This is a genomic window from Paraburkholderia phymatum STM815 (assembly GCF_000020045.1).
Lineage (GTDB): Bacteria > Pseudomonadota > Gammaproteobacteria > Burkholderiales > Burkholderiaceae > Paraburkholderia > Paraburkholderia phymatum.
The window spans coordinates 586348-613288 of the sequence record NC_010623.1 but is presented as its reverse complement, the minus strand read 5'-3'; the positions used below and the strand labels follow the sequence as shown (position 1 = coordinate 613288).

20 protein-coding genes, 1 tRNA gene and 4 pseudogenes are annotated in these 26941 nt (G+C 59.4%); 19 read left to right on the top strand and 6 right to left on the bottom strand.

The window, feature by feature from the left end:
* Positions 1-3: 3 nt before the first annotated feature.
* Positions 4-2382: a DNA polymerase II gene (locus tag BPHY_RS18495; RefSeq protein WP_012402966.1), complete on the bottom strand. Its 2379-nt coding sequence runs from the start codon at positions 2380-2382 to the stop codon at positions 4-6.
* Between the two features lie 243 nt (positions 2383-2625).
* Here BPHY_RS18495 and ahpC point away from each other — a divergent pair, with 243 nt between their 5' ends.
* Both ahpC and ahpF read left to right on the top strand, forming a co-directional pair.
* Positions 2626-3189, top strand: coding sequence for an alkyl hydroperoxide reductase subunit C (gene ahpC / locus BPHY_RS18490; protein ID WP_012402965.1), 564 nt, complete (start codon positions 2626-2628; stop codon positions 3187-3189).
* A gap of 192 nt (positions 3190-3381) precedes the next feature.
* The gene (ahpF, locus tag BPHY_RS18485) at positions 3382-4974 is read left to right on the top strand and encodes an alkyl hydroperoxide reductase subunit F (RefSeq protein ID WP_012402964.1); all 1593 of its coding nucleotides are present in this window, start codon (positions 3382-3384) and stop codon (positions 4972-4974) included.
* A gap of 74 nt (positions 4975-5048) precedes the next feature.
* Here the strand turns inward: ahpF and BPHY_RS18480 are convergent, their stop codons facing one another.
* The gene (locus BPHY_RS18480; RefSeq protein WP_012402963.1) at positions 5049-5339 is read right to left on the bottom strand and encodes a hypothetical protein; all 291 of its coding nucleotides are present in this window, start codon (positions 5337-5339) and stop codon (positions 5049-5051) included.
* Between the two features lie 328 nt (positions 5340-5667).
* On the opposite strand from BPHY_RS18480, the gene BPHY_RS18475 reads away from it, so the two are divergent.
* Positions 5668-6810: a branched-chain amino acid ABC transporter substrate-binding protein gene (locus BPHY_RS18475; protein WP_052306124.1), complete on the top strand. Its 1143-nt coding sequence runs from the start codon at positions 5668-5670 to the stop codon at positions 6808-6810.
* Positions 6811-7179: 369 nt separating this feature from the next.
* Here the strand turns inward: BPHY_RS18475 and BPHY_RS18470 are convergent, their stop codons facing one another.
* Complete coding sequence (locus BPHY_RS18470) at positions 7180-7707, bottom strand: septal ring lytic transglycosylase RlpA family protein (RefSeq protein WP_012402961.1); 528 nt, start codon at positions 7705-7707, stop codon at positions 7180-7182.
* Between the two features lie 173 nt (positions 7708-7880).
* Positions 7881-8381: an OmpA family protein gene (locus BPHY_RS18465; protein ID WP_012402960.1), complete on the bottom strand. Its 501-nt coding sequence runs from the start codon at positions 8379-8381 to the stop codon at positions 7881-7883.
* Between the two features lie 298 nt (positions 8382-8679).
* On the opposite strand from BPHY_RS18465, the gene BPHY_RS18460 reads away from it, so the two are divergent.
* The 6 genes from BPHY_RS18460 (at position 8680) to cyoD (ending at position 13488) form a co-directional block, all read left to right on the top strand.
* A complete protein-coding gene (locus BPHY_RS18460; RefSeq protein WP_012402959.1) occupies positions 8680-9087 on the top strand; it encodes a DUF3597 domain-containing protein in 408 nt (135 codons plus the stop codon).
* A gap of 9 nt (positions 9088-9096) precedes the next feature.
* A complete protein-coding gene (locus BPHY_RS18455) occupies positions 9097-9300 on the top strand; it encodes a hypothetical protein (RefSeq protein ID WP_012402958.1) in 204 nt (67 codons plus the stop codon).
* Positions 9301-9617: 317 nt separating this feature from the next.
* A complete protein-coding gene (gene cyoA / locus BPHY_RS18450) occupies positions 9618-10517 on the top strand; it encodes a ubiquinol oxidase subunit II (protein WP_012402957.1) in 900 nt (299 codons plus the stop codon).
* A gap of 3 nt (positions 10518-10520) precedes the next feature.
* Positions 10521-12533, top strand: a complete 2013-nt coding sequence (cyoB, locus tag BPHY_RS18445; protein ID WP_012402956.1) for a cytochrome o ubiquinol oxidase subunit I — start codon at positions 10521-10523, stop codon at positions 12531-12533.
* Positions 12533-13147 (top strand): cytochrome o ubiquinol oxidase subunit III, encoded by a 615-nt coding sequence (gene cyoC, locus BPHY_RS18440; RefSeq protein WP_012402955.1) that lies wholly within the window; start codon positions 12533-12535, stop codon positions 13145-13147. The genes cyoB and cyoC overlap by 1 nt, the downstream gene beginning before the upstream one ends.
* The gene (gene cyoD, locus BPHY_RS18435; RefSeq protein ID WP_012402954.1) at positions 13147-13488 is read left to right on the top strand and encodes a cytochrome o ubiquinol oxidase subunit IV; all 342 of its coding nucleotides are present in this window, start codon (positions 13147-13149) and stop codon (positions 13486-13488) included. Before cyoC ends, cyoD begins: the two co-directional genes overlap by 1 nt.
* Positions 13489-13685: 197 nt before the next feature.
* Here the strand turns inward: cyoD and BPHY_RS18430 are convergent.
* Positions 13686-13762: transfer RNA gene (locus tag BPHY_RS18430), tRNA-Val, on the bottom strand.
* 168 nt (positions 13763-13930) lie between these two features.
* Here BPHY_RS18430 and BPHY_RS18425 point away from each other — a divergent pair.
* From BPHY_RS18425 to BPHY_RS38745, 9 genes and pseudogenes are all read left to right on the top strand, one after another.
* Entirely contained in the window at positions 13931-15286 is a 1356-nt protein-coding gene (locus BPHY_RS18425) for a TAXI family TRAP transporter solute-binding subunit (RefSeq protein WP_012402953.1), read from the top strand.
* A gap of 415 nt (positions 15287-15701) precedes the next feature.
* Positions 15702-16476 (top strand): annotated as a pseudogene (locus BPHY_RS18420) (IS5 family transposase); the annotation flags it as partial.
* Positions 16477-16809: 333 nt separating this feature from the next.
* Positions 16810-17392 (top strand): annotated as a pseudogene (locus BPHY_RS39625) (IS3 family transposase); the annotation flags it as partial.
* A gap of 429 nt (positions 17393-17821) precedes the next feature.
* A complete protein-coding gene (locus BPHY_RS18405; protein ID WP_012402950.1) occupies positions 17822-18073 on the top strand; it encodes a PAAR domain-containing protein in 252 nt (83 codons plus the stop codon).
* A 9-nt stretch (positions 18074-18082) separates the two neighbouring features.
* Positions 18083-20908: a type VI secretion system Vgr family protein gene (locus BPHY_RS18400; protein WP_012402949.1), complete on the top strand. Its 2826-nt coding sequence runs from the start codon at positions 18083-18085 to the stop codon at positions 20906-20908.
* Complete coding sequence (locus BPHY_RS18395) at positions 20905-22452, top strand: hypothetical protein (protein WP_012402948.1); 1548 nt, start codon at positions 20905-20907, stop codon at positions 22450-22452. The genes BPHY_RS18400 and BPHY_RS18395 overlap by 4 nt, the downstream gene beginning before the upstream one ends.
* Before the next feature lie 11 nt (positions 22453-22463).
* Positions 22464-23531, top strand: coding sequence for an Imm72 family immunity protein (locus BPHY_RS38750; protein ID WP_012402947.1), 1068 nt, complete (start codon positions 22464-22466; stop codon positions 23529-23531).
* Positions 23532-23837: 306 nt separating this feature from the next.
* Entirely contained in the window at positions 23838-25385 is a 1548-nt protein-coding gene (locus tag BPHY_RS18385) for a hypothetical protein (protein WP_012402946.1), read from the top strand.
* Positions 25386-25396: 11 nt separating this feature from the next.
* Positions 25397-26467, top strand: a complete 1071-nt coding sequence (locus BPHY_RS38745) for an Imm72 family immunity protein (protein WP_012402945.1) — start codon at positions 25397-25399, stop codon at positions 26465-26467.
* Between the two features lie 69 nt (positions 26468-26536).
* On the opposite strand, the pseudogene BPHY_RS18375 reads toward BPHY_RS38745, so the two are convergent.
* Positions 26537-26734, bottom strand: a pseudogene (locus BPHY_RS18375) (integrase core domain-containing protein); the annotation flags it as partial.
* Between the two features lie 70 nt (positions 26735-26804).
* Between BPHY_RS18375 and BPHY_RS44230 the strand changes: the two are divergent.
* A pseudogene (locus BPHY_RS44230) lies at positions 26805-26882 on the top strand (hypothetical protein); the annotation flags it as partial.
* Positions 26883-26941 lie beyond the last annotated feature (59 nt).

Genomic DNA, 26941 nt, shown 5'->3' with positions numbered 1-26941 from the left:
ACCCTAAAACAACTGAGCCTGGCCGGCCGCAAGCGTCACAAAATCATCCTTCAACAAAGGCAAAATAGCATCGGCCACAGGCTGCAACTGTTTCGTCAGATAGTGCTCATGGTCGATCGGCGACCGCAACGTCTCGAGCGGCTCCGGCCCGCTGCCCGTCATCACGTAGCTGATCCACCCGCCGTTCTGGTATTGCAGCGGGCGGCCGCGTTGCCGATTGAATTCGTCGGCCGAACGCGCCGCACGCACATGCGGCGGCACATTGCGCTCGTAGTCGGACAGCGGCCGGCGCAGACGCTTGCGGTACACCAGCAGATCGTCGAACTCGCCCGCAAGCGTGCGCCGCACGTAGTCGCGCACATAGTCGCGATACGGCTGCTGCTTGAAAATGCGCAAATACAGTTCCTGCTGGAAGCGTTGCGCAAGCGGCGTCCAGTCGGTCCGCACTGTTTCCAGCCCTTTGTAGACGACCTCTTCGCTGCCGTCCGCCATCACCGTCAAACCCGCGTAGCGCTTCTTGCTGCCTTCCTCCGCGCCGCGTACGGTCGGCATGAAAAAGCGCCTGTAGTGCCGCTCGAACTGCAGTTCCAGCGCGCTCTCCAAATCAAAGCGCTCGCGCAGATGCTCGCGCCACCACGCATTGATCGCACCGACCAGTTCGCGCCCGATGCGCACCGCGTCCTGCTCGTCATGCGCGTGTTTGAGCCACACGAAGGTCGAATCCGTGTCGCCGTAAATCACCGTGTAGCCGCTCGCCTCGATCAGCTCGCGCGTGCGATGCATGATCTCATGGCCGCGCATCGTGATCGATGACGCGAGGCGCGGATCGAAGAAGCGGCAGCCCGTCGATCCGAGCACGCCGTAGAACGCGTTCATGATGATCTTCAAGGCCTGCGACAACGGCTTGTTCTGCTCGCGTTTCGCTGCTTCGCGTCCCTCCCACACCTGCGCGACGATCGACGGCAAACAGTGCTGCGCGCGGGAAAAACGCGCGCCGAGAAAGCCGGGCACGGAATCCGCGTCGTCGGGATGACGCAGGCCGTCGATCAGACCCACGGGATCGATCAGGAAACTGCGGATGATCGACGGATACAGGCTCTTGTAGTCCAGTACGAGTACCGAGTCGTAGAGTCCCGGTTTCGAGTCCATCACGAAGCCGCCGGGACTCGCCGCACCCGCGACGTCGCCGAGATTCGGCGCCACGAAGCCGAGCCGGTGCATGCGCGGCATGTACAGATGCGTGAACGCGGCCACCGATCCTCCGCTGCGATCGGCGGGCAGGCCCGTCACGGTCGCGCGTTCGAGCAGGAAGGACAGCAGGTCCGTCTTCGCGAAGACGCGCGTGACCAGCTCGCAGTCTTTCAGGTTGTAGCGGGCAAGCGCCGGTTTGTCTTCGTCGAAACGGCGCTGGATTTCTTCCATCCGCTGATACGGGTTGTCGATCGACTTGCCTTCGCCGAGCACCGACTGCGCCACGTATTCGAGGCTGAACGACGGAAAGCTCCACGTAGCGGAGCGCAGCGCCTCGATGCCGTCGATGATCAGCCGCCCGGCCGCGCCCGCGAAGAAGTGATTCTGCTTCAGGCCGTGCTCTCGCCATTCCAGCACGGCGCCGCCGCGCCCGATGCGCAGCGGGACGCCATATCTCTGCGCGGTTTCATGCAGCACCTTCAGGTCGAACTGCACCACGTTCCAGCCGATGATCGCGTCGGGATCGTGTCGTTCGAGCCATTCGACCAGCCGTTCGATCAGTTGCGCCCGGGTCTCGCAGTACTCGAGCGCGAAGTCGAGACCCGACGCGTCGCCATTCTCCGGCCCGAGCATGTACACCTGCCGCTGACCGCAGCCTTCGAGCGCTATCGAGTACAACTCGGCTTGCGCGCTGGTTTCGATATCGAGCGACACGAGCCTGAGCTTCGGGCGGTAGCCCGTCGCGGGCTTCATGTCCCCATTGAGCAGGGGGCCGCCGATGGGGTTCGCCTCGCCGCGGAACAGCACGGGCGCCGTGATGAATCGCTCCATCATGTAGCGATCGGGCGGAAATACGTCGGCTTCGTACACGTCGACGCCGCCTTGCTTGAGCCGCTTTTCGAGGCCGATAAGCTGGCGATATTGGGGGCAATACAACCCCAGCACCGGCCGATGTTGGAAATCGCGTAAATCGAGCGGGCGCAGTTCGACGCCTCGGGTGCTTTTCTCCTGACGCAGCACCTCGTCCGCGCGCGGGCGCTGCGCAGCGGGCACGAACGCGACGTTCGGCTGCGGGCGCAGGCGGATATGACGCGGCCCGTCGTCGGTGGCGAGCCAGAACTCGACCTCCGTTTCCGTGCCCGTATCGCGCCAGTGACGCGTCAGAAGAAACCCCTGTTCAAGCTCGTTCAAGCGGAAAACCCTTGCTGAAAACCGATGTCAGAAATTTTTTTCGATCATTTTACCCGCCCGGGGGGAACGCGGGTTGACGGTGTTTTCCTTTCCAATCAAGCATTTGTACCGCATGAGGACGGCGCGATAGAAAAACTAAATTGGGCAAATCGGAACAATCAAATTTAGCGAATTCCGCGTATCCTTCATACTTCACCCATCGCAGTACCAACCCAACTCACACAACCGAAGAGGACGCATCAGATGCCGATCATCAACAGCCAGGTCAAACCGTTCAAGGCAACCGCATTCCACAATGGCGATTTCGTGACCGTCACCGACGAGACCCTCAAGGGCAAGTGGTCCGTCGTCGTGTTCTATCCGGCCGACTTTACGTTCGTGTGCCCGACGGAACTGGGCGATCTGGCCGACCGTTACGAAGAGTTCAAGAAGCTCGGCGTTGAAATCTACAGCGTGTCGACGGATACGCATTTCACGCACAAGGCATGGCACGACACGTCGGACACGATCCAGAAGATCAAGTACCCGATGGTTGCCGATCCGACGCTTGCGATCTCGCGCAACTTCGACGTGCTGATCGAAGAAGAAGGCCTGGCGCTGCGCGGCACGTTCGTGATCAATCCGGAAGGCGAGATCAAGCTGTGCGAAATCCACGACAACGGCATCGGCCGTGACGCTGGCGAGCTGCTGCGCAAGGTGCAGGCTGCGCAATACATCGCTGCGCATCCGGGTGAAGTCTGCCCCGCCAAGTGGACGCCGGGCGCTGAAACGCTGAGCCCGTCGCTCGACCTGATCGGCAAGATCTAAGCTTGACGGCTCGCTAGAAGCCGCCCACGCTTACCCGCCGACCTGCTGTCTCCAAAGCGGCGCCGCCACGCGCGGCGCCGCGTGAGGCAGTCCGCAAGGTTGCGCCTTGCGAACTGTCTTACTGCGCGCGTTCGCCGCAGCGCGCGGCACGCACCGATACCTCATCTCCTCTCGCAACGGACCCGAAAAATCATGCTCGACGCGAATCTGAAGACCCAACTCAAAGCCTACCTCGAGAAAGTCAGTCGTCCTATCGAGATCGTCGCTTCGCTCGACGACGGCACGAAGTCGCAGGAGCTACTGGCGCTGCTGAACGACATTGCGTCGCTGTCGGAACGTGTGAATGTGATCGAACGTCGTGGCGATGACGAGCGCAAGCCGTCGTTTTCGATCGGCGAGCCGGGCAAGACGACGGGCATCCGCTTCGCAGGCATTCCGATGGGGCATGAATTCACGTCGCTGGTTCTCGCACTGCTGCAGACGGGCGGCCACCCGATCAAACTCGACGACGCGGTGATCCAGCAGATTCGCGAACTCGACGGCGACTTCGCGTTCGAAACTTACTTCTCGCTGTCGTGCCAGAACTGCCCGGAAGTCGTGCAGGCGCTCAACATCATGGCGCTGATCAATCCGCGCATCCGCCACACGGCGATCGACGGCGCGCTGTTCCAGAATGAGGTCGAGTCGCGCCAGATCATGGCCGTGCCGACGATGTTCCTGAATGGCGAAGTGTTCGGTCAGGGCCGCAGCGGTGTGAAGGAAATCCTTGCGAAGCTGGATAGCAACGCCGGCGCGCGCGCCGCGAAGGAACTGGAGAAGAAGCCAGTGTTCGACATGCTGATCGTCGGCGGCGGTCCCGCTGGCGCGGCGGCCGCGATTTACTCGGCGCGCAAAGGCATTGCGACGGGCGTGGTCGCGGAACGCTTCGGCGGCCAGGTGCTGGATACGCTGGCGATCGAAAACTTCGTGTCGGTGCAGGAAACAGAAGGGCCGAAGTTCGCCACGGCGCTCGAGCAGCACGTGAAGAGCTACGAAGTCGATGTGATGGACGTGCAGCGCGCCGAAGCGCTGATTCCCGGCAAGATCAACGAAGTGCGCCTCGCGGGCGGCGCCGTGCTGAAGGCGAAGACGATCGTGCTGGCAACGGGCGCGCGCTGGCGCGAGATCAACGTGCCGGGCGAGCGCGAGTACCGCAATCACGGTGTCGCGTACTGCCCGCACTGCGATGGCCCGCTGTTCAAGGGCAAGCGCGTGGCCGTCGTCGGCGGCGGCAACTCGGGCGTCGAGGCGGCGATCGATCTGGCCGGTGTCGTGAATCACGTGACGCTGATCGAATTCGGCGCCACCCTGCGCGCCGACGAAGTGCTGCAACGCAAGCTGCGCAGCCTGCCGAACGTCGTCGTGATCACGCAGGCACAGACGACGGAGATCACGGGCGACGGCAAGAAGGTCAATGGCTTGACGTACACGGATCGCGTGTCGGGCGAGTCGAAGCATGTTGAACTCGAAGGTGTGTTCGTGCAGATCGGTCTCGTGCCGAATACCGAATGGCTGAAGGGCACGGTCGAACTGTCGAAGCACGGCGAGATCGTGGTCGATGCCAAGGGCGCGACCTCGGTGCCAGGCGTATTCGCGGCGGGCGACGTGACGACGGTGCCGTTCAAGCAGATCGTGATCGCCGTGGGCGAGGGCGCGAAGGCATCACTGGCCGCGTTCGATCACCTGATCCGCACGAGCGTCGAAGACGCGGAGGATGCACAGGCGGCGGCGATGGCCGAGGTCTGATTTTCCTGCCGACCCGCGCTGTAAAGACAAACGGGCTAGCTTTTGCTAGCCCGTTTTTCGTTGGTGCTGCGTGCTTATTCGGCTTCGACGTGCGAGTGCGCCGCCCTCGTCTTCACGGTGTGATGGTGACCCTGGCCGTGGCCGTGGTGATGCTGGTGAGCCGGCTTCTGCTCGACATGTTGAGCAGGCGCATCCATGTCATTCTGGACGGCCGGCTGGGCCTGGACGTCGCGTGCATGCTGTTCGATCTTCGACGCGACATCGCGGTCGTGCGTCATCAAAATGCCGTTGTTGTCGGTTTGCGCCGATGCTGCGCCCGCAAGCGCCAGCAGGGAAACGAGCAGAGCGACAGAGCTTTTCTTCATGGTGGGTTCATTCCGGTTGATAGGTGTGTTCAATGCGCGCCGTGCCGGACAGGAAGGCCGTGCGTAGCCGGATTGTCCATTGGATAACGCGCGAGATGCGTCAAACTCTGTCAAGGAAGAGTGGGTGCGTGGCATTTGCGCCGCTTGACCAATCTTTACAGCGATGAGCATCTCGGTGTGCTACCGTTTTTTGGATATACATTCGGATTGCGAATCAAATATTTGTTAAAACCGGTCGAAGAACGAGGCACGTTCATGGAGGAGAAAGCCGTTGAATAACCTGGCAAAACTGACCTTGGTCGGTATTTCGCTGACTAGCCTGACGCTGATGGGCTGCGGCAGGAAAGAGCAACCTTCGCAGCACGCAACGCAAGATGAAGCCGGTTCAGCCGAAGAAGTGGTGAAGATCGGACACGTCGGGCCACTGACGGGCGGCAGTAGTCATTTGGGCAAAGACAACGAGAACGGGGCACGTCTTGCCGTCGAAGACATCAACAAGACAGGTCTGGTGATCGGCGGGCGTAAGGTGCGGCTCGAACTGGACGGTGAGGACGATGCGGCGGATCCGAAGACGGGCACGCAGATCGCGCAAAAGTTCGTCGACGAGCATGTGGTTGCCGTCATCGGCCACCTGAACTCCGGTGTGTCGATTCCAGCGTCGCGCATCTACAACGAGGCGAATATCGCGGAGATTTCACCGTCTTCCACCAATCCAGACTATACGAAGCAGGGCTACAGGAGCGCGTACCGCGTAGTCGCGACGGACGCGCAACAGGGGCCCGCGCTCGGGGGCTATGCGCTGAGATCGTTGGGTGCGAAGACGATTGCCGTCGTCGACGATGCGACGGCCTACGGCAAGGGGCTTGCCGACGAGTTCGCGAAGGCCGCGCAGGCGGGCGGCGCGCGCATCGTCGCGCGCGAGGCAACCACCGACAAGGCCACCGATTTCCGCGCCATTCTCACCGCCATCAAGAGCGCGCATCCCGACGTGATCATGTTCGGCGGCATGGATTCGACGGTTGGACCATTCATTCGGCAAGCGGCTGCGCTTGGCTTGAATACGAGGGTCCTGAGCGGCGATGGCGCATGCACCGAGAAAGTGGCCGAGCTTGCTGGCGACTCGGTGAACATCCTGGTATGTTCCGAAGCGAGTCTTGCTGTTTCCCGCATGCCGAAGGGCGCGGAGTTCCAGAAGCGCTTCGAGGCTCGCTTCAATGGCCCCATTTTGTTCAACGCCCCGTTCGCGTACGACGCGGTTTATGTGATCGCCGATGCGATGAGGCGAGCCAACACGACGGACGCCGCGAAGGTCCTCGCGGCGTTGCCCGCCACCGATTACAACGGCGTGATCGGCCATATCGCATTCGATGCACACGGCGACATGAAGGCAGGCGCGATCACGCTGTATCACTACCAGGACAAAAAGAAGACGCTGCTTGATGTCGTGAAGTACGGCAACGCTTCCACCTGATTCGCTCTTCGCGCGGCTTTCATCTGGTGAGGGCTGCGCTCTCGCTGGCCGCCCTTCCTGGAAGGTCGTCCGTATTTCTGCCGACTCGCGACGGATTGACGCCACCTAACATCAGTTGCTCGGCTGACCAGCGGTAGAAGACATTAGAGTGGTGCACCGTTCTGCGCTTACGACGAGCCTTGAGGTCTTTGTTGCGCGGAGGCTGCGAAGTCTTTGCTTGCGCTTTCGACCTGCGAACCGGCTGCGCAGCCGGCTTGTGATCTACGCCGGGCGGCAGGGGCGTGGCGTCGCGTGTTTCGGTGTTCGAACGTGCGGCGAGTGAACTGGAGGCGCCAAGCGTCGCGATACACGCAGCAATCACGAATCGGATCAAGATTCCGACCCATCGGACAGTGCGCGGCTATTCGCTGCCTTCTCGACGCGTTGAAGCTCCACTTGCATTGAAGGCGATCGGGTCAAACCCAATTCGCTAGCCGCTGCAAGAGACAAATCAATGATTCGCCCTTTGATGAATGGCCCGCGATCGTTGACTCGAACTACGACCGATTTCTCGGTCGCTAGCGAAGTCACGCGCACATACGAGCCCAGCGGCAGCGTGCGATGTGCCGCTGTCAACAGACGGTTGTCGTATCGTTCACCACTCGCTGTGCGACGCCCTTGGAATTTCCGCGCGTACCACGATGCATAACCCGTTTGAAGTGCGCCGCTTTTCGGCTGAACCGCGATATGACCAGACGTGAGGGGTGTCTCGTCCGACACGCCGTCGGTGACGGCGAGCTTCGACGGCATTGCTACTGTATTGGTCGGATTCGATGCCTGAAGTTCCTGGTGGATTTGAGCGCAGCCGGTGCACAGTCCGAAAATCGCTAGTAATCCAACAATGCGCAGACTCGACACGTTAGATCCCGATCGGCAAGAGAAGTGATTCAAACGGTCTCAAAATTGTTAGGTTGACGATATATCGCAGTTAACCTGGATTTCTCACAAATCTTTAGGTATCGCCGATGAGCGGGTCGTCGAAACGCAAGCGCCCGACTGACACCGCAGCGCTTGCAGGATCGCGATAGCCCTTACTTGCCCATCACTGCTTCGAGCGATTCGCCCATTACGACGATCTCCGTGCGGCGATTGCGTGCGCGGCCTTCCGGCGTGTTGTTATCCGCGACGGGACGATCGAACGCATAGCCCTTCAGCGTGATACGCGACGCGCTGATACCGCGGCGTTCGAGTTCGTCGGCAACCGACTTCGCGCGGGCTTCGGACAACTGCTGGTTGTATTCGCGCGTGCCGACGTTGTCTGTGTGGCCTTCGATGATCATTGGCTTGTGCGTGCGGTTCAGCACGACGACCACGCGCGAGAGCGCAGTCGCGGCGTCGGGCCGCAAGCTCGATTCGTTGAAGTTGAACAGCACTTTTTCGGGTAGGCGAACCTGTACGCCTTCCTTCGTCTGGGTCACTTCAATGCCGGCCTGCTTGTTCAGCGTTTCTTCCTTGCTTCGATCCAGGCCGCCGCACGCGGCGAGCATCGACAGGGAAACGGCACAGGCTGCGAGGGTCAACAGTTTCTTCATGGTCTTGATGTCGTGTTTGAAAAACGTGGAGAGAAATCGATTCGAATCACGATTCTTGCCGAACAACGGTGTAGAAACTCATCAGGCATGCAAAATTTTTCAAAATTTGACGGGAATGTGGTGCGGAGATGCGCCGGAGTGAAAACAAGGGTGAAAGTTGCGGCAAGTTGTGTGTGAAGGTCAACGCTTCGGAGCAAACGGCGTTAGTCGCATGCAGCGTCGTTGCGATTCATGAAAGCCTGAATACGCGCGACGTTGTGCAGTCTCATTCCCATTCCATCTCAGAAGGATCTGAATCGTGAGCATCTTTGGAACCATTGTTAGCAAGATCTTCGGCAAGGCGAAGCCGGCCGAGACGCTGCCCGCCGATCCCGTCGCGCCGGCTCCCGTCGACGCGCCGGCTGGCGCGCCCCTTACGCCCGTTACGCCCGTCTCGACTGCGCTCACGGACGTCGATGTCGCAGCCGTGATGGATCAGCTGGCGGCATCGAGTCCGCTGCAGCTCGACTGGCGCCGCTCGATTGTCGATCTGATGAAGCTTCTCGACGTGGACAGCAGCCTCGAGCATCGCAAGCAACTGGCGAGCGAGCTGAAGTACGGCGGCGACACGAACGATTCGGCGTCGATGAACATCTGGCTGCACAAGCAGCTGATGACGGCGCTCGCGGCGAACGGCGGCAAGCTGCCCGCCGACCTGACGAGCTAAGGAGCGGCGATGGGCATTCTCGACACACTGGGCGAGATCGCGGGAGCAGCCGCCGCCGTCGAAGCGCTGGAAAAGGCGGACCCGAACGCATCGCTGTTGACGAAGGGCGTCGCGGCTGTGGCGGGTTTCAAAGGCGCAGGCGCGCTGGAGGAACTGGTTGGCCAAAAGACAGAAGACGATTCGGCCGATAACGCGGAATCCGGACAAACGTGATCGTCCAGGCCGCCTCGGTATCGGCGATGTCCAGGCGGCCCGTCAGATGGGATCGCTGTCGCGTGAGTTCCACACCGACAGCGGACCTGAACCAACCTGTCGGAGGCGCGCCTGATACGACGGGGCGCTTCCGGTATTCCGACATCGTGTGACAACGCGTCGCACGTCTTCCGACGGAATTTCCGTCGGCGTTCTTGATTGAAGTCAGGATTTCAAACGCTGCGCGTCCATAGAATCGCCTGGCACATAGGACCTTGTGCTTTTTGCCTTGCAAACCCCACACGTGTTCAGCGTGGTTCATCGATCATTGGGCAAACATGTTAGCCAGAAAAACCTTAAGAGGTTGCCTCGTACCCGTCAGCGCCGGTCTGACGGCGTGTCTTGCGGGATGTCAACTTGAAGTGCTCGACCCGAAAGGCAGTGTCGGCGTCGCCGAAAAATCGCTGATCGCGACGGCAACGTGGACGATGCTGATCGTCGTCATACCCGTCATTCTGTTGACGCTGCTTTTCGCGTGGCGGTATCGCGCGTCGAACAAAAGCGCGGTCTACGCGCCGAAGTGGGCACACTCCACCGCAATCGAATTGATTGTGTGGACGATCCCCGCGCTGATCATCTTGTTCCTCGGCATTCTGACGTGGCGCACCACGCACGAACTGGATCCGTACAAGCCGCTCGAATCGAGCGTGAAGCCCATCGACGTCGAAGTCGTCGCGCTCGACTGGAAGTGGCTCTTCATCTATCCCGATCTCGGCATTGCGTCGGTGAATCAGCTGGCGATGCCCGTCGGCACGCCTGTCAATTTCCATATCACGTCTGACTCGGTGATGAATTCATTCTTCATCCCGCAACTGGGCACGCAGGTGTACGCGATGGCGGGCATGCAGACGCGTGTCCATCTGGTCGCAGACGAACCCGGCGACTACGCGGGTGTGTCGGCGAATTTCAGCGGCAAGGGCTTCTCTGACATGAAGTTCCGCACGCTCGCCGTCAGCCAGGCTGATTTCAACAGCTGGGTGCAGAAGGTCAAGGCATCGGCGGAGCGGCTCGACATGGACGGGTACTACGCCGTCGCCAAACCGAGCGAAAAGAACCCGGTGCGCTATTTCTCGTCGGTGGATCCAAAGCTGTTCCACAACGTGATTGCGAAATACAACAGTGGGCATGTCGTCGATTTCCGTGACGCCAATTGCGCCACGAACGCTTCGAAGGAGTAACCCATGTTCGGCAATCTGACTTTAGAGGCGATTCCGTTCGATCAGCCGATCATCATGGGCGCGGGCGCGCTCATGGGGCTGATCGTGCTGGCCGTCGCCGTGCTTTTGACGCGCACGCACAAGTGGCGCTGGCTGTGGGCCGAATGGCTCACGAGCGTCGATCACAAGCGAATTGGGGTGATGTATATCGTCGTCGCCGTGCTGATGCTGCTGCGCGGTTTCGCCGATGCTGTGATGATGCGGCTGCAACTCGCGCTCGCGAGCGGTGGCGCGACCGGCTATCTGCCGCCGCACCACTATGATCAGATCTTCACCGCGCACGGCGTCATCATGATTTTCTTCATGGCGATGGCGCTGATGGTGGGTCTGTTCAATATTGTCGTGCCGCTGCAGATCGGCGCACGCGACGTCGCGTTCCCGTTCCTGAACTCGCTGTCGTTCTGGATGACGGCAATCAGCGCGATCCTCATGAACATTTCGCTGGTGATCGGCGAGTTCGCGCAGGTCGGCTGGCTTGCGTATCCGCCGCTGTCCGAACTGCAGTTCAGTCCGGGCGTGGGCGTCGATTACTACATCTGGGCGCTGGAACTGTCCGGTGTCGGCACGCTGATTACGGCGATCAACTTTTTCGTCACCATCATCAAGATGCGCGCGCCCGGCATGTCGCTGATGAAGATGCCCGTGTTCACGTGGACGGCGCTGTGCTCGAACGTGCTGATCATGGCGACGTTCCCGATCCTGACGATCGCGCTGGCGTTGCTGGGCCTCGACCGTTACGCCGACATGCACTTCTTCACGAACGATGCCGGCGGCAACGCAATGCTGTACCTGAACCTGATCTGGGCATGGGGCCACCCCGAGGTCTACATCCTGGTTCTGCCCGCGTTCGGCATCTACTCGGAAGTAATCTCGACGTTCGCAAAGAAGCCGCTGTTCGGCTACAAAACGATGGTCTACGCATCGTGCGCGATCATGGTGCTCGCGTTCCTCGTGTGGGCGCACCACTTCTTTACGATGGGCTCCGGCGCTGACGTCAACGCGTTCTTCGGCATCGCGACGATGATCATTGCCATTCCGACAGGCGTGAAGATCTTCAACTGGCTGTTCACGATGTATCGCGGCCGCCTCGAGTTCACGGCGCCCGTGCTATGGACGATCGGCTTCATGGTCACGTTCACGATCGGCGGCATGACGGGCGTGATGCTGGCGATTCCGGGCGCGGACTTCGTGCTGCACAATTCGCTGTTCCTCGTTGCGCACTTCCATAACACGATTATCGGCGGCGTGGTGTTCGGCTATCTGGCGGGCGTCAGCTACTGGTTCCCGAAGGTGTTCGGTTTCAAGCTGAACGACAGGCTCGGCAAGGCTGCGTTCTGGTTCTGGTTCGTTGGCTTCTTCGTGGCGTTCACGCCGCTCTACGTGCTCGGCTTCATGGGTGCGACGCGCCGTCTGAACCACTACGACAATCCCGCATGGCAGCCGCTCATGATCATCGCTGCATGCGGTGCGGCGCTCATCGCGATCGGCGTGGTGTGCCAGGTGACTCAGTTCGTGGTCAGCATCATCAACCGCAACAAGCCGGAGTATCGCGACGTAACGGGCGATCCGTGGGGCGGCCGCACCTTGGAATGGTCGATTTCGTCGCCGCCGCCCGTCTATAACTTCGCGACGATTCCTGTCGTCGAAGAACTCGATGCCTTCGCGCATATGAAGGAGACCGGCAAGGGTCTCGGTATTCAGGCTGCCTATCGGGACATCCACATGCCGTCGAACACGTCCGCCGGCTTCTTTATCGGTGTGTTCAGTCTTGCCTTTGGCTTCGCTGCTGTCTGGCACATCTGGTGGCTGGCGATTGTCGCGCTGGCCGCGATTGCGGCGACCGTGATCGGCCGCAGCTTCGGTCGCGATGACGGCTACTACATTCCGTCCGACGTGGTACGGACGATCGAAAACAAAGGCCGCACGCCGCTTCCGCAACGCGCGGACGTGGCGCCGGCGCTCGCGGAGGTCGAGTGATGCTGCAAAAAGTCCATGCCGCAACTCTGAACGAGATCGATGGCCACGGTCATCATGGCGAATCGCAGTCGGTGTTCGGCTTCTGGCTCTACCTGATGACCGACTGTGTGCTGTTCGCGTCGCTGTTTGCAGTGTTTGCCGTGATGGCGCACCAGTTCAACGCCGGGCCAACAGGCAAGGATCTGTTCGATATCCCGGGCGTCGCCGTCGAAACGGCAGCGCTGCTGTTGAGCAGCATCACGTACGGCTTCGCAATGGTCGCTGCGCGCCGTCAAAACCCGCGCGCCGTGCTGGGCTGGCTGGCAGTCACGTTCGTGCTCGGCGCCGTGTTTCTCAAGCTGGAGCTCAACGAGTTCTCGCACCTGGTCGCCGAAGGGGCGGGTCCGTCGCGTAGCGCGTTCCTGTCGTCGTTCTTCGTGCTGGTCGGCACGCACGGCCTGCACGTGGCCACGGGTCTGATCTGGATGGCGGTGCTCGCTGTGCAGGTGGCGCGTGCGCCGCAACTGACGCAGCGCGAAATCACGCGTCTCACGTGTCTGAGTCTCTTCTGGCACTTCCTCGATGTCGTGTGGATTTGCGTGTTCACTTTCGTTTATCTCGGGAGCATGTACTGATGGCTCACTCGAATTCCCACGCGCTCGACGCTGAAGCAGGTCATGGCGGTATCGGTGGCTATGTGGTCGGCTTCGTGCTGGCCGTGGTGTTGACTGCCGCGGCGTTCGGCATCGTGATGCAGGGCTGGCTGCCGGCAGCTTACGCTCCGTTGGTGCTAGCCGCGCTCGCCGTCGTGCAGATCGTCGTGCATCTGGTGTGCTTCCTGCACATGAGCGTGTCGACATCGGGCCAACGATGGAACACGCTCGCGCTCGCTTACACGGTGCTGGCCGCTATGTTCCTGGTGTTTGGAACCGTGTGGGTCATGCACAACGTCAGCATGAACATGATGTCGCGCTGACCAGGTTGCACACGCAAGAACAGCGTTGGCGCGTTAGTGCGCGACGTCTGTTGAACGAAAGCCGAAGGACAAGAAAGTCTTTCGGCTTTTTTCGTTGGTGGGTGCGATGTTCGTCTTTGTGCAGACTGCGCGCAAACCCAGAACAAAAAAGCGGCAAGCATAGAAATGCTTGCCGCTTTTTTTTGCTGCTTGTTCGTTGGTAGGCTCGATTGGACTCGAACCAACGACCCCCACCATGTCAAGGTGGTGCTCTAACCAGCTGAGCTACGAGCCTAGCGAAGGCGCGAATTATAAAGACACCCTTTCGATCGCGCAAGTGCTTGGCGCGATTTTGTTAGCGGCAGTCGATTTGCATCGACGCGCACCGTTCGCCTGAGCGCTCCCCAGAAGCGCGCGATACGGCTACGATTGATGGTGGCGCATATCGGAGGCGAGCCGGAACATGAAAGGACTTCGTCCGCATTCTCCGCACTTTCTTCGCGACCACACGCATCCCGTGTGGCGCGATCTCGCGTTGACGTCCTTGCCGTTCGTGGCGCTGTTCGCGGTGCTGGTCTGGCTGGTCGTGTGGCTCGTCGATCCCGCGCCGCCGCATACGATCACAATCAGCGCGGGCCCGCAGGACAGCTCCTTCATGCAGATCGCCGAGGAGTACAGGAAGGTTCTCGGGCGCAACGGCGTGACGCTCAAGGTGCTGGTTTCGGACGGCTCGGTGCAGAATCTTGACCGGTTGCTCGATCCCAAACAGAAGGTCGATGTCGCCCTGGTGCAGGGCGGCGTGACGGGCGGACGTGATACGTCTTCGCTGATGTCGCTGGGCAGCGTGACGTATGTGCCGCTTGTCGTGTTTTATCGCGGCAGCGGTATGACGCAGCTTTCCGATCTCGATGGCAAGCGTATCGCGATCGGCCGCGAGGGCAGCGGCACGCGCATGCTGTCGCTGAAGCTCCTCGAAGCGAACGGCATCGGGCCGGGCGGCAACACGCAGCTGCTGCCGCTTGACGGGCTCGACGCCGCGAAGGCGCTCGTCTCGAATCAGGTCGATGCGGCGTTGCTGAGCGGCGACTCGGCTACACGCGTCCTGATGCTGCGGCTGCTCGGCATTCCGGGCGTCTCGGTGATGAACTTCGACGAAGCGACCGCCTACACGCGCGTCTTTCCTTATCTCGACGAACTTGATTTGCCGCCCGGCGCGCTCGACCTGCGCCGCCGGATTCCGCCCGAGACGATTCACCTTATCAGCCCGACGGCTGAACTGGTGGCGCGCACGAGTCTGCATCCGGCGATCTCCGACCTGCTGATCGAAGCGGCGCAGGAAGTGCACGGTATGGCGGGCCTGCTGCAGAAAGCGGGGCAGTTCCCGAACCCCGTGGTCCGGGAATTTCGGATCAGCGAGGACGCGATGCGCTACTACAAGTCGGGCAAGAGCTTTCTATACCGCACGCTGCCGTTCTGGCTCGCGACGGTGGTCGACCGTCTGCTGGTGCTGCTGCTGCCGATCGCCGTGCTGCTGTTTCCGGCGTTGCGCCTGATCCCTGCGCTGTTCACCTGGCGGGTGCGTTCACGGATCTATCGATACTACGGCTCGCTGATTGCCATCGAGCGCGATGCGATGCGCGACTCGTCCGCCGAAGAGCGCAGCAAGCTGCTGGCCGAACTGGACAGGATCGAGGCGTCGCTGGACACGCTGCGAATGCCGCTGGCGTACGCCGACGGCTTCTATGTGTTGCGGGAGCACGTGCGTTTCGTGCGACAGCGGCTGGAGGGTGCACGCGAGCGCGCGCATGCAAGCGGGTAACGCGAACTGCCGCGCGATGGCGATGCGCTGAAAAGTCGTGCTCCGTCAGGCAGATGGACGTCGAGTCCTGCTGTTGTCCACAGGGTTACCCACGAAAACTGTGGATAACGGGGGGCACGTATTGCTGTGAGATGGAACGGTGTGTGAAAGGATTGCCGATGCATCGCGAGCAGTCCCAGTCGCGTCAAGCACTTGTGTGAGTCTTGCGCAGGATACTCACAGGCTTGCCAACAGAATCGGGGATAAGTGACCAATGATAAATGGAGCACGGTACAGCGCGAGCCTGCCTGATGCCCACAAGCCTGTTCCCCATGATTCCCCACATCATGCACGGCGGTGAACGGCCCGACGCTCCTGAAGGAGACGGCGCAGGGTATCGCTGAAGGGCTGGCGGCGGGACTGCAACGCGAGGCGCGCGAAAAACCGAGACCGGCTGATGGCCCATGATGTCATGGTCAGTCTGTTCAACGAGACGGTCGAGACAGCACGCGTGCGTGGCCATCTGTGGGGCGAGCATTTCAGCGTCGATGGCACGCTCATTCAGGCTTGGGCCGGGCACAAGAGCTTTTTGCCCCGAACGAAGTCGGATGACGACTCGCCGCCTTACGGCGGTGCCGGCTCTCACGAGAACTGGCATGGCGAAAAGCGTAGCAACGACACGCATGAATCCAGCACGGACAGTCAGGCCCGGTTGTTTCGCAAAAGTCGGGGCACGGGCGCGATGCTTTGCTACATGGGTCACGTGCTGACTGATAACCGGCACGGTCTCGTGGTGAACGCACAGGTGACGCAGGCTAATGGCACAGCCGAGCGGGACACAGCGGCCGAGATGCTTGCGGACGCCGCGCAGTTTGCCGATACACCGATTACGGTAGGCGCTGACAAGAACTACGACACGGCCGGCTTCGTGGCAACGTGCCGCGCCCACGGCGTGACGCCACATGTTGCACAAAACAATGGCCACGCGGGCGGCTCGGCCATCGACGGGCGCACAACGCGCTGGGCTGGCTATGCCGTCAGTCAGCGCAAGCGCAAATGCATTGAGCAGGTCTTCGGCTGGAGCAAGACGATTGGCAGAATTTCGGCAAACGATGTTTCGGGGACTGCGACGAGTTGACCAGCTCTTCCTGTTGACTCAGGCGGCCTACAACCTGATTCGCATGCGCACGCTCGCCGCAAAAGCGGCATAGGCGCAACTGGCGGCGAGGAAATGGCGTTGCGTCCACCTGAATGAAAGGCTTCGAGCATTAAATCGACATCAACCATACCGGCGCAGTAACTCGATGCGACGAAGTGCCCAACACCGGAGACGTGTTTTTCAACAGCCTGCTAAAGCCAGTCAGGCGCGTGTCTCGCCGCTTGCCGATGGTAATGTTCTGCCGTCCGGCAGTCCAACCATATTCTGGCTTGTACCTGCGGGTGCTGTTCCAGCAGACTCCTGAATCACTGGAGACTGACCTTGCCCTCGAAAAACGTATCCGTTACTGAGAGTGTGTAAAACCTCAGCAACGGAGGATTTAGCAATGGGTAACCCGAGGGCGCGGTACACGCTGGAATTCAAGATTGAAGCGGTGCGGATGGTGCGTAACGGCCAGAGCCAGGCGGCGACGGCGAAGATTCTGGGCATCAGTACGCAGACGTTGAACGCGTGGATCAAGGCCGACGATGCGGGCAAGCTCAACGGGACGGGCAAGCAGGTGTCAGCCGAACAGATGGAATTGCCCGGCTGCGCGCCGAGCTGGCCCGCGTGAAGATGGAGCGCGATATCCTGGGAAAAGCGACGGCGTACTTTGCGAAGGGGGGGCGGTGTGAGGTGCGCGTGGATCGAACGACATAGCCGGCAATGGCCGGTTTCGGTGGCCTGCCAGGCGCTGGGTGTCAGTCCCAGCGGTTATCACAACCGTAATCGACGTTGATCCTGATCGGCCGCGCCGACGCATCAGCAACGGCGCGTTGCTGGTCCATATTCGCGCCGTCCACACCGAATCCAAAGGCGAGTACGGCTGGCCGCGCGTGTGGAAAAAGCTGCTTGCGCAACGCATTCGCGTGAGCAAGGATCGGATTCAGCGGCTGATGAAGCTGCATGGCATCAAGGCGCGCATGCGGCTCGCTGCGCAGTTGTTCGGGCGGCAGCGTGAAGCTGGTGAGGACGAGGAAGAATGGCGCATGCTCGCGCTCACTAAGCCGGTGCGGCACTGAGGGGATGGCTGTAAATCCCGATTTTGCTATCTCTCAAAAACAGAGGAATCCTATGGATGCCGTTGGGGCGGTGCTGTGGGATGTGATGGGGGGTGCGCCATTCTGCTCGTGACCGTGCTGATTGGCGCGATCTTCGGCTGGAAGCGGCAGGGGATGACAAGTCACTTACCGAAGCATGACGACGCGCCATATATCACAGGGTGTGATTTTTATGTAAGGCGCATTTGAATTGACCATCTTTAAAGCTTGTTCGATTGCTTTTCGCGAAAATTTGGGCAAGCATCAAAAGATTTGGGGCACGCTTTTTTGTGCATGGTGACTTCCATGGGACATTCGATGAAGGACGTACAAGGCCGGGACGTGGCCCGGTTCGGTGATTCAACCGATCACGGAGGAAAAATCATCCAGGCCGCTGATAATCTGACGCATATGGGAATACGTGTTGCGCTCGATGGGCATCTCACCGAATGTCCGAAATGTGGTGGCACGTACCCTATCATTGCGACGGGCAAACGCACGCATCGCGGTACGCGTGTGGCGTACCTTGGCGACAAGACGGCCTGCGGGGCCACACTGGTTCGCGCGTAAGGGGATGCGATGAAAGACGAACGTTTCCCCTTTCTGTACAGGGCACCCGCACGCACGCTTTCGATAAGCGGGGATGCTCTCCCGACATGGACGCCACCTCGCGTCAACATCAAATTCGAGGAGTCGCCCAAACCAGTGCTGATTCCGATCTATCTACATGGCCGCGAGGCGATAGGCGAACTCTTTAGCTACACCGTCCGCATGCGAACGGACATAGACATACCTTCGTTTCCCGACAACACCACGATTGACCTGGACAGCATCGTTGGAACTCAGGTCACGATATTCATAGACGTTCCGGGCAAGGCGACTCCCATTCCCGGCATGCCTGGCGACACAGGACGCGGCAACATTGGTTTTTATACGCGCGAGATTACCGGACGCGTCAGCGCGGCCCGGTTTGTACGCCGTGACGGCCGATCCATGGTTTATGAATTCGAGGTTGAGCCCGCATTGGCCGAAGCCGCCAAAGGTAGCAACTACCGGATTTTCATGGGCGAAACTGTCACGGACGTTATCGGCAAGATTCTTGGAAATTATCCCATCGCAATTGACTGGCGCATTGGCGGACCGCATTACGGGAAGCGGGTATATCCACGGCGCGACCTGATACGTCAACACTGGGAAGCAGACATGACCAGTGTACAGCGCCTGTGTGAGCACTACGGGCTGTTCTACTGGTTCGAGCACGAAAACGGCTTTCACCGGATCGTCATTGCCGACACCATGGGCGCATTTCACCCGCACGGTGAAGCCTATGAGCAGATCCGCTTTTCAACCAATGACCGCATTGACGAAGAACACGTCGACCGCCTTGACGTAACGAGCCGTCAGACCGAAGGCAAGATTACCGTTGTCGATCATGACTACACGGAGCCTCGTGTCGCGCCCTCGACAGTCCCTCTGCGTGAGGATTTTCGCGACCCGCGTGACACTGCGCGGGCCGACCAAGAGGTCTATACGTATGCGAATGTGAGCCAGCCGCGTCTCGAGGAGGCGCGATTTGACTCCACTCCCGAAGACACCCGCGACGATGCACGTAATGTTGCGATGGTGCGGATGCAGGCACTACGTTGCCAGGGGTTGCGTGCGAAGGGACACGGTAATATCCGCGGGCTGACGGTTGGACGTACATTCCATCTGACCGATCACCCGTACCAGAAATCGAACCAGGAATATCTGGTTGTATCTGCAACATTGACGATTGAGGAAAACGATCAGGCCAGCGGCACCGGCCAGGCGTTTCGCTGCGAGACGGATTTCGAAATCCAGCCCACGCGTGAATATTTCCGCATGCCGCACAAAACGCCCTGGCCATCCCAGGCGGGTTTCGAGTACGCCATCGTCACCGGCCCGGAAAATCAGGAAATATGGACCGATGTGTACGGTCGTGTGAAGTGCCAACTGATACCCGACCGCGAAGGCAAGCTGGATCAGGACGCCTTTATATGGGTATTACCCATGCAGCCGTGGCAAAACGGCCAGATGGGATCCGCCTTTGTGCCGCGCATTGGCAGCCAGGTGTTAATCGGCTATGTGAACGGAAATCCCGACATGCCGTTCATTGTTGCGAGCAGCGCAAACAAGCGCAACACGCCGGGATGGAAACTGCCGTTTAACCAGTGGGTATCTGGATTCCGTAGTCGAATGGAAGGCGGCCACAGCGCCAACCATCTCGCGCTGGTTGATACGAAGAACGAACTTCAGGCGCAACTCTCGAGCGATCATGGCACAAGTCAGTTAAGCCTCGGCTTTATTCGCCGCCTCCTAGGTAACGAGGGGCTAAAGGATGCTCGCGGGGAAGGCTTTGACCTGCGCACCGATTTTTGGGGTTCGGTGCGCGCCGCGATGGGCATCTTTATCACGACGCACGGGCGCCCCAATGCAGAAGGGAAGGCCAAGGATGCGGGCGAAACTGTCACCCGTCTGACGCAGGCGCGCGACATGCACGAGGGGCTGGTGGGGCTCGCGCAGCAGCACGGCGCACAGATACCCGACGCAGACCAGAGTGACGTAACGCGCTCCATCAAGCAGCAGACCGCCGACCTTCGCGGCACAGCAAAGGGCGGCCCCAATGATTTCCCCGAGTTTGCCACTCCGCTTATCGCGCTTTCGAGTCCCGCAGGCATTGGAACTTCCACGGCGGGCAGTACGCATATCCAGAGTGACGAGGACACTGCCATCACGACTGGGCGCAGCATCGGCATTGCGGCGGGCAAGTCGTTTCACGCTTCGGTGCTCGAAAGGATTTCGCTGTTCGTGCGCAAGGCGGGCATGATGCTTGTCGCCGCATCGGGAAAAATCCGCATCGAGGCCCAGGGCGACGACATCGACGTAATAGCGAAGAAAGACGTTCAAATCACGAGCGAGGATGGCTGGATCAATCTGACCGCCATGAAGGGCATACGCTTTAACGGCGCGGGAACGACCGTTGAACTGAGCGCTGCCGGATTGCTTGGCGCTACGAATGGGAAATTTCTCGTTCACGCCGCCGACCATTCAACCGACGGCCCGCGGTCCACGCCTCCTGCGTTCGCGCCGAAGACGTACACCGACAAGTCGTCACTGTCGCATCTGTATCACGACGGCGAACCGGTCCAGGGTGCGAAGTTCGACATTCGTTACGACGATGGCAAACGCTACAGCGGCACGCTTGACAACGCGGGGCACGCCGATCTGAGTAGCGCGCCTGTCGGTGCCGGCAGGATGAAGATCGGGCCGGATTCGCGCCCGGTGCAGGTCAAGGCCAATGAACCAAATCCCGACTACAAGCCGAAGTGGGGTGAAAGCGATTTCCGTGCATCCGCAAACAAGCAGAACAACGGTGACGCATGAGTGACATTACAGTAAGCAATCCGGCAGAAAGCCGGATTGGGGCAATCGAGACGGGAAAACGGATATGGGCCAACGCTGCCGCTGCGGCCGATTGGGTCGGCGGCGCGTTGAAGGGGGAGTTCGGCCAGCAACAGACCACCGGCCAGATTGTCTTCGATGCAACGATCAGCATGTTTCCGGTCCTGGGCGAAGGTACGGCGGCACGCGACACCATCGCGATCATGATGCACATGGCCGACAATCGCCAGGCGGTGGAGGACCGATGGACCTGGATCAAGCTGGTACTCTGCCTGATTGCCGTCGTCCCGATCTTTGGCGGCGTCCTGAAGGGTGTCGGAAAGCTGGTCATCCGAGCATTCGAGAAATCCGAAGACCTGGCGAAGCTGGCCGAAGAGCTTGTCCTGTTCGTGAACCGCATGTGCCACGGTAACGCCTATGAATGGCTGCGCAAGCTGGATTTCACCACATATCAGGGCAAGGTTATCGACGGATTGACCGACGCGCTGGACCGCTTCTCGGGAGCATGCCAGTACATCGTGCGCAACATGGGGAACGTACTGCCTTCGCATGTCGTCGCGTACCTGTCGGGCATGCCAGCGAAGCTCCAGCCGATCCGTAACGCCGCAAACCGCATGATTCCCCAAGCGCTGCGAGACATGAACAATTGCCTTGCCCGCGTGCGCGCACATATGGTTGAGGGCACCTGGGCAGATATTTCGGTCGGATCGGGCAAGATCACAACACGCGAGGCCGAGGGGCAGCTATCGACACTTGCGCGCGACGCGGGGAAAGCGCCGCATCCTCCAGCATCGCTGGAGGACTATCACCACGTCGAAGGTTGGCCGGATTTGCGCGAAAACTCGCACGTTCGGAAAGACAGAGGATCAGGGGCGAGGACATATGAGGTTATCGAATCGTTCAGTAAGTTGAAGCCAATTGAGGCGGTGACGCTGGGGCCAGGTCAATACGTCTTGGCACGCGTACTCGACAATACGGAACGGACCACGAAATCTGGCTACAAGTTGAAGGGCGTAGTCAGCGAGACGACCAAACGCTCAAAAAACTGGTTGCCCCGCATGGCGAAAAACGGACGTGAGTGGCGAGAGAAATGGGCCGTCAAAATGGACTGGAACCACAACGGCGCTTATATCACGCTGGACCACATCCCGACCATCGAAGAACTGCGAGCCGCCGGTGTTCCGAACATACCCCAAGACTGGACGGGCCTGCGTATATGGCGCGGTGAGGTATCGAGCCAGTTTGACGAAGACCTGGGGCGATGGTTAGAAGGTGGCGAGACGCAGTTCATCATTGATTTCGATGACGCGTATAACAAGGTGTGGGAGGAGTATGTGAAGCGCTTGCCGGTCAAGCCGACGAACTGGACAGACGTGAATTTTGCGCCGGTTGACCGGGCAGCAGTTCGTCCGCTGGACAAGGATCAAACCCTGCCGAAGACCGTCCCGCAGGGCTATACGAACCGCGCGCCAGCAGTTGCAGGCCGCGCCCTGCCAGGCACCGACGCCGCACAACCGCAACACTGAGGAATATTGATATGTCCGCCTTTATCTATGTCGCGGGGAAAAACGATGACGACGCGCGCGACCGCGCGTTCTACCTGCTCAAAAAGTACACGAGTGCGACGCTGCTGCAGCGTGCAATCGATCTGTACCGCGAATTCCTGCGTGACTTCGAACGGGAAATCAAGCGGCCCGAAGTTGAAATCGACTATAGCGATGATCTGGTCCGGTTCATGCGGTTCCTGCAACCGATGGAATATGCCGAACCACTGTTGACCAATCCCACGCGTCGCGCGGAGGCGTTCGATATGTTGCGCGATAGCGTCAAGTTCAGCAGCTATATCTGGGGGCGTAAGTATGAAGAGCTTGGGGCAGATGATCCGAACGACTTGTTTTACAAAATTGGCTATCGTCGTAACCCTGAAGATTCAATCGGAGTATTTGGAAAAGCAAATCTTTCCAGTTCACTATTGTCTGTTGCATTGACAACAATAAATAAAGCGTCTGTTCTTTACTTGAGTGACAAGCATGATGCGCGTTCAATCAAACGGTGGACCTATGAAAGCATTTTTTTTGATGATTTGCCGTCTAATGCCATACCGCCCATCCGCTTCCCAGCGCAATTTTCGAAGTGCCCGCCGCGTAATGAGGACAACACGGGCGAGGTTTGGAGTGGCCGCCAGATACCTGTGACGGGCATATGGGAGCCATGGGCGATCAATCCAAAGATCGGTGTTCGTTGCCCCAACTACTATCTTGTGGGTGATACCGCGAGTCAATACCAGTTCGAAGGCACCGATACGTTAGAGGACGTTCGCTGGCGTCTGATCTGGAAAGATTCGCGCTACGCGAGTGGTCAGACTCCATACGAGGAAGACGAGTACTTCGCGCCTGACCCGTCCGCCAACCTTAATGCACCGATCATGCGCAAGGCAAGCCCCGGCGAAGTGTGTCCCGAGAGCGGCGAATGGTTCGCACCGAACCTGAACAACAAGACATTCACGATGAATGCGGGCGAAATCATGCCTGGACCGGAGCTTGGGTCAACGGGGGCAGTAATCTGGTATCTCAAACCGCGCTCGGATAGCGGCAGCGCACTGTAACGCTGATACCTGCCCCGCTTTCGCGGGGTCCTTTTGAGACACCATTTTAAAGTATTGCATGGGGCAAGCATTATGGACGCAAGTCACAATATCTATGGTATCGAGGACTCTATCAAGCGCGTGGTTTCAACCAAGACTACAAAATCCGGAACAAGAAAACCGGAAAAGTGACAACTAAGGAAGAGGAAGTTGGGCGTTACGATCACGTCTACGACTCAACAGCAGGTGTCGGTGGCAGAATCTTCTGAAAAAGTGGGGTGAAAGCGATTTCCGTGCATCCGCAAACAAGCAGAACAACGGTGACGCATGAGTGACATTACAGTAAGCAATCCGGCAGAAAGCCGGATTGGGGCAATCGAGACGGGAAAACGGATATGGGCCAACGCTGCCGCTGCGGCCGATTGGGTCGGCGGCGCGTTGAAGGGGGAGTTCGGCCAGCAACAGACCACCGGCCAGATTGTCTTCGATGCAACGATCAGCATGTTTCCGGTCCTGGGCGAAGGTACGGCGGCACGCGACACCATCGCGATCATGATGCACATGGCCGACAATCGCCAGGCGGTGGAGGACAGGTGGACCTGGATCAAGCTGGTACTCTGCCTGATTGCCGTCGTCCCGATCTTTGGCGGCGTCCTGAAGGGTGTCGGAAAGCTGGTCATCCGAGCATTCGAGAAATCCGAAGACCTGGCGAAGCTGGCCGAAGAGCTTGTCCTGTTCGTGAACCGCATGTGCCACGGTAACGCCTATGAATGGCTGCGCAAGCTGGATTTCACCACATATCAGGGCAAGGTTATCGACGGATTGACCGACGCGCTGGACCGCTTCTCGGGAGCATGCCAGTACATCGTGCGCAACATGGGGAACGTACTGCCTTCGCATGTCGTCGCGTACCTGTCGGGCATGCCAGCGAAGCTCCAGCCGATCCGTAACGCCGCAAACCGCATGATTCCCCAAGCGCTGCGAGACATGAACAATTGCCTTGCCCGCGTGCGCGCACATATGGTTGAGGGCACCTGGGCAGATATTTCGGTCGGATCGGGCAAGATCACAACACGCGAGGCCGAGGGGCAGCTATCGACACTTGCGCGCGACGCGGGGAAAGCGCCGCATCCTCCAGCATCGCTGGAGGACTATCACCACGTCGAAGGTTGGCCGGATTTGCGCGAAGCGCCCCACGTTGCTATCAATGACGAAACGAAAGATGCAACATACACGGTTATCGAATCGTTCAGTAGGTTGAAGCCAATTGAGGCGGTGACGCTGGGGCCAGGTCAATACGTCTTGGCACGCGTACTCGACAATACGGAACGGACCACGAAATCTGGCTACAAGTTGAAGGGCGTAGTCAGCGAGACGACCAAACGCTCAAAAAACTGGTTGCCCCGCATGGCGAAAAACGGACGTGAGTGGCGAGAGAAATGGGCCGTCAAAATGGACTGGAACCACAACGGCGCTTATATCACGCTGGACCACATCCCGACCATCGAAGAACTGCGAGCCGCCGGTGTTCCGAACATACCCCAAGACTGGACGGGCCTGCGTATATGGCGCGGTGAGGTATCGAGCCAGTTTGACGAAGACCTGGGGCGATGGTTAGAAGGTGGCGAGACGCAGTTCATCATTGATTTCGATGACGCGTATAACAAGGTGTGGGAGGAGTATGTGAAGCGCTTGCCGGTCAAGCCGACGAACTGGACAGACGTGAATTTTGCGCCGGTTGACCGGGCAGCAGTTCGTCCGCTGGACAAGGATCAAACCCTGCCGAAGACCGTCCCGCAGGGCTATACGAACCGCGCGCCAGCAGTTGCAGGCCGCGCCCTGCCAGGCACCGACGCCGCACAACCGCAACACTGAGGAATATTGATATGTCCGCCTTTATCTATGTCGCGGGGAAAAACGATGACGACGCGCGCGACCGCGCGTTCTACCTGCTCAAAAAGTACACGAGTGCGACGCTGTTGCAGCGTGCAATCGATCTGTACCGCGAATTCCTGCGTGACTTCGAACGGGAAATCAAGCGGCCCGAAGTTGAAATCGACTATAGCGATGATCTGGTCCGGTTCATGCGGTTCCTGCAACCGATGGAATATGCCGAACCACTGTTGACCAATCCCACGCGTCGCGCGGAGGCGTTCGATATGTTGCGCGATAGCGTCAAGTTCAGCAGCTATATCTGGGGGCGTAAGTATGAAGAGCTTGGGGCGGCCGATCCAGCAGCCCTGTTCTACAAACTCGGGTATCGGGAAGACAAGACACAATCAGTCGGTATTTTTGGAAAGGCATCCTTAGCGGGCGCATTACTCTCCCTTCTTTTCGGCACGCTAAATAAAAAAGGGAAGCTCTTTCTTAGTAAACCATTAGCGACGGCTCGGACATCAATGTGTTGGACATACGAGAGTATTTTCTTTGATGATCTGCCAATTAACCGGATTCCAGCCATCCGCTTTCCTGCGCATCTTTCCCCATGCCCACCGCGTAACGAAGATAATACGGGCGAGGTTTGGAGTGGCCGCCAGATACCTGTGACGGGCATATGGGAGCCATGGGCGATCAATCCAAAGATCGGTGTTCGTTGCCCCAACTACTATCTTGCGGGTGATACCGCGAGTCAATACCAGTTCGAAGGCACCGATACGTTAGAGGACGTTCGCTGGCGTCTGATCTGGAAAGATTCGCGCTACGCGAGTGGTCAGACTCCATACGAGGAAGACGAGTACTTCGCGCCTGACCCGTCCGCCAACCTTAATGCACCGATCATGCGCAAGGCAAGCCCCGGCGAAGTGTGTCCCGAGAGCGGCGAATGGTTCGCGCCGAACCTGAACAACAAGACATTCACGATGAATGCGGGCGAAATCATGCCTGGACCGGAGCTTGGGTCAACGGGGGCAGTAATCTGGTATCTCAAACCGCGCTCGGATAGCGGCAGCGCACTGTAACGCTGATACCTGCCCCGCTTTCGCGGGGTCCTTTTGAGTGCATTTGCCCGTGTACCTCCGGACACCGCCTCACACTTGAGTTGATGAATCGGTCCTGCGCCTGAACTCGCGTGGCGAGCGGTACTTCAGCGCGCTGTGAGGATGATGCTCGTTGTAGTGCTCAAATGCGACGGCGAGATTGCGCGCCGCAGTCGCTGCGTCGGGCTTCGACATGAAAGCGACATAGTCACGCTTCATCGTCTTTACGAAGCTCTCCGCCATCCCGTTCCCGTAAGTCCACAAATGCAGATCGTACAGGTGCTCAAGCGCGTGTAGAGATCGAGGTCACCCGTTCCATTCATGGCGGGGCAGGCGCTTTGTGCTGGCGACCCGCAAGCAGAACTGGGGCGAGGACCGTGTGATGTTTTATGACGCACATGGGCGGCTGCGACTGCAACGTGGACGCCACCCGCAGGCGCGACCAACAGGGCTGAA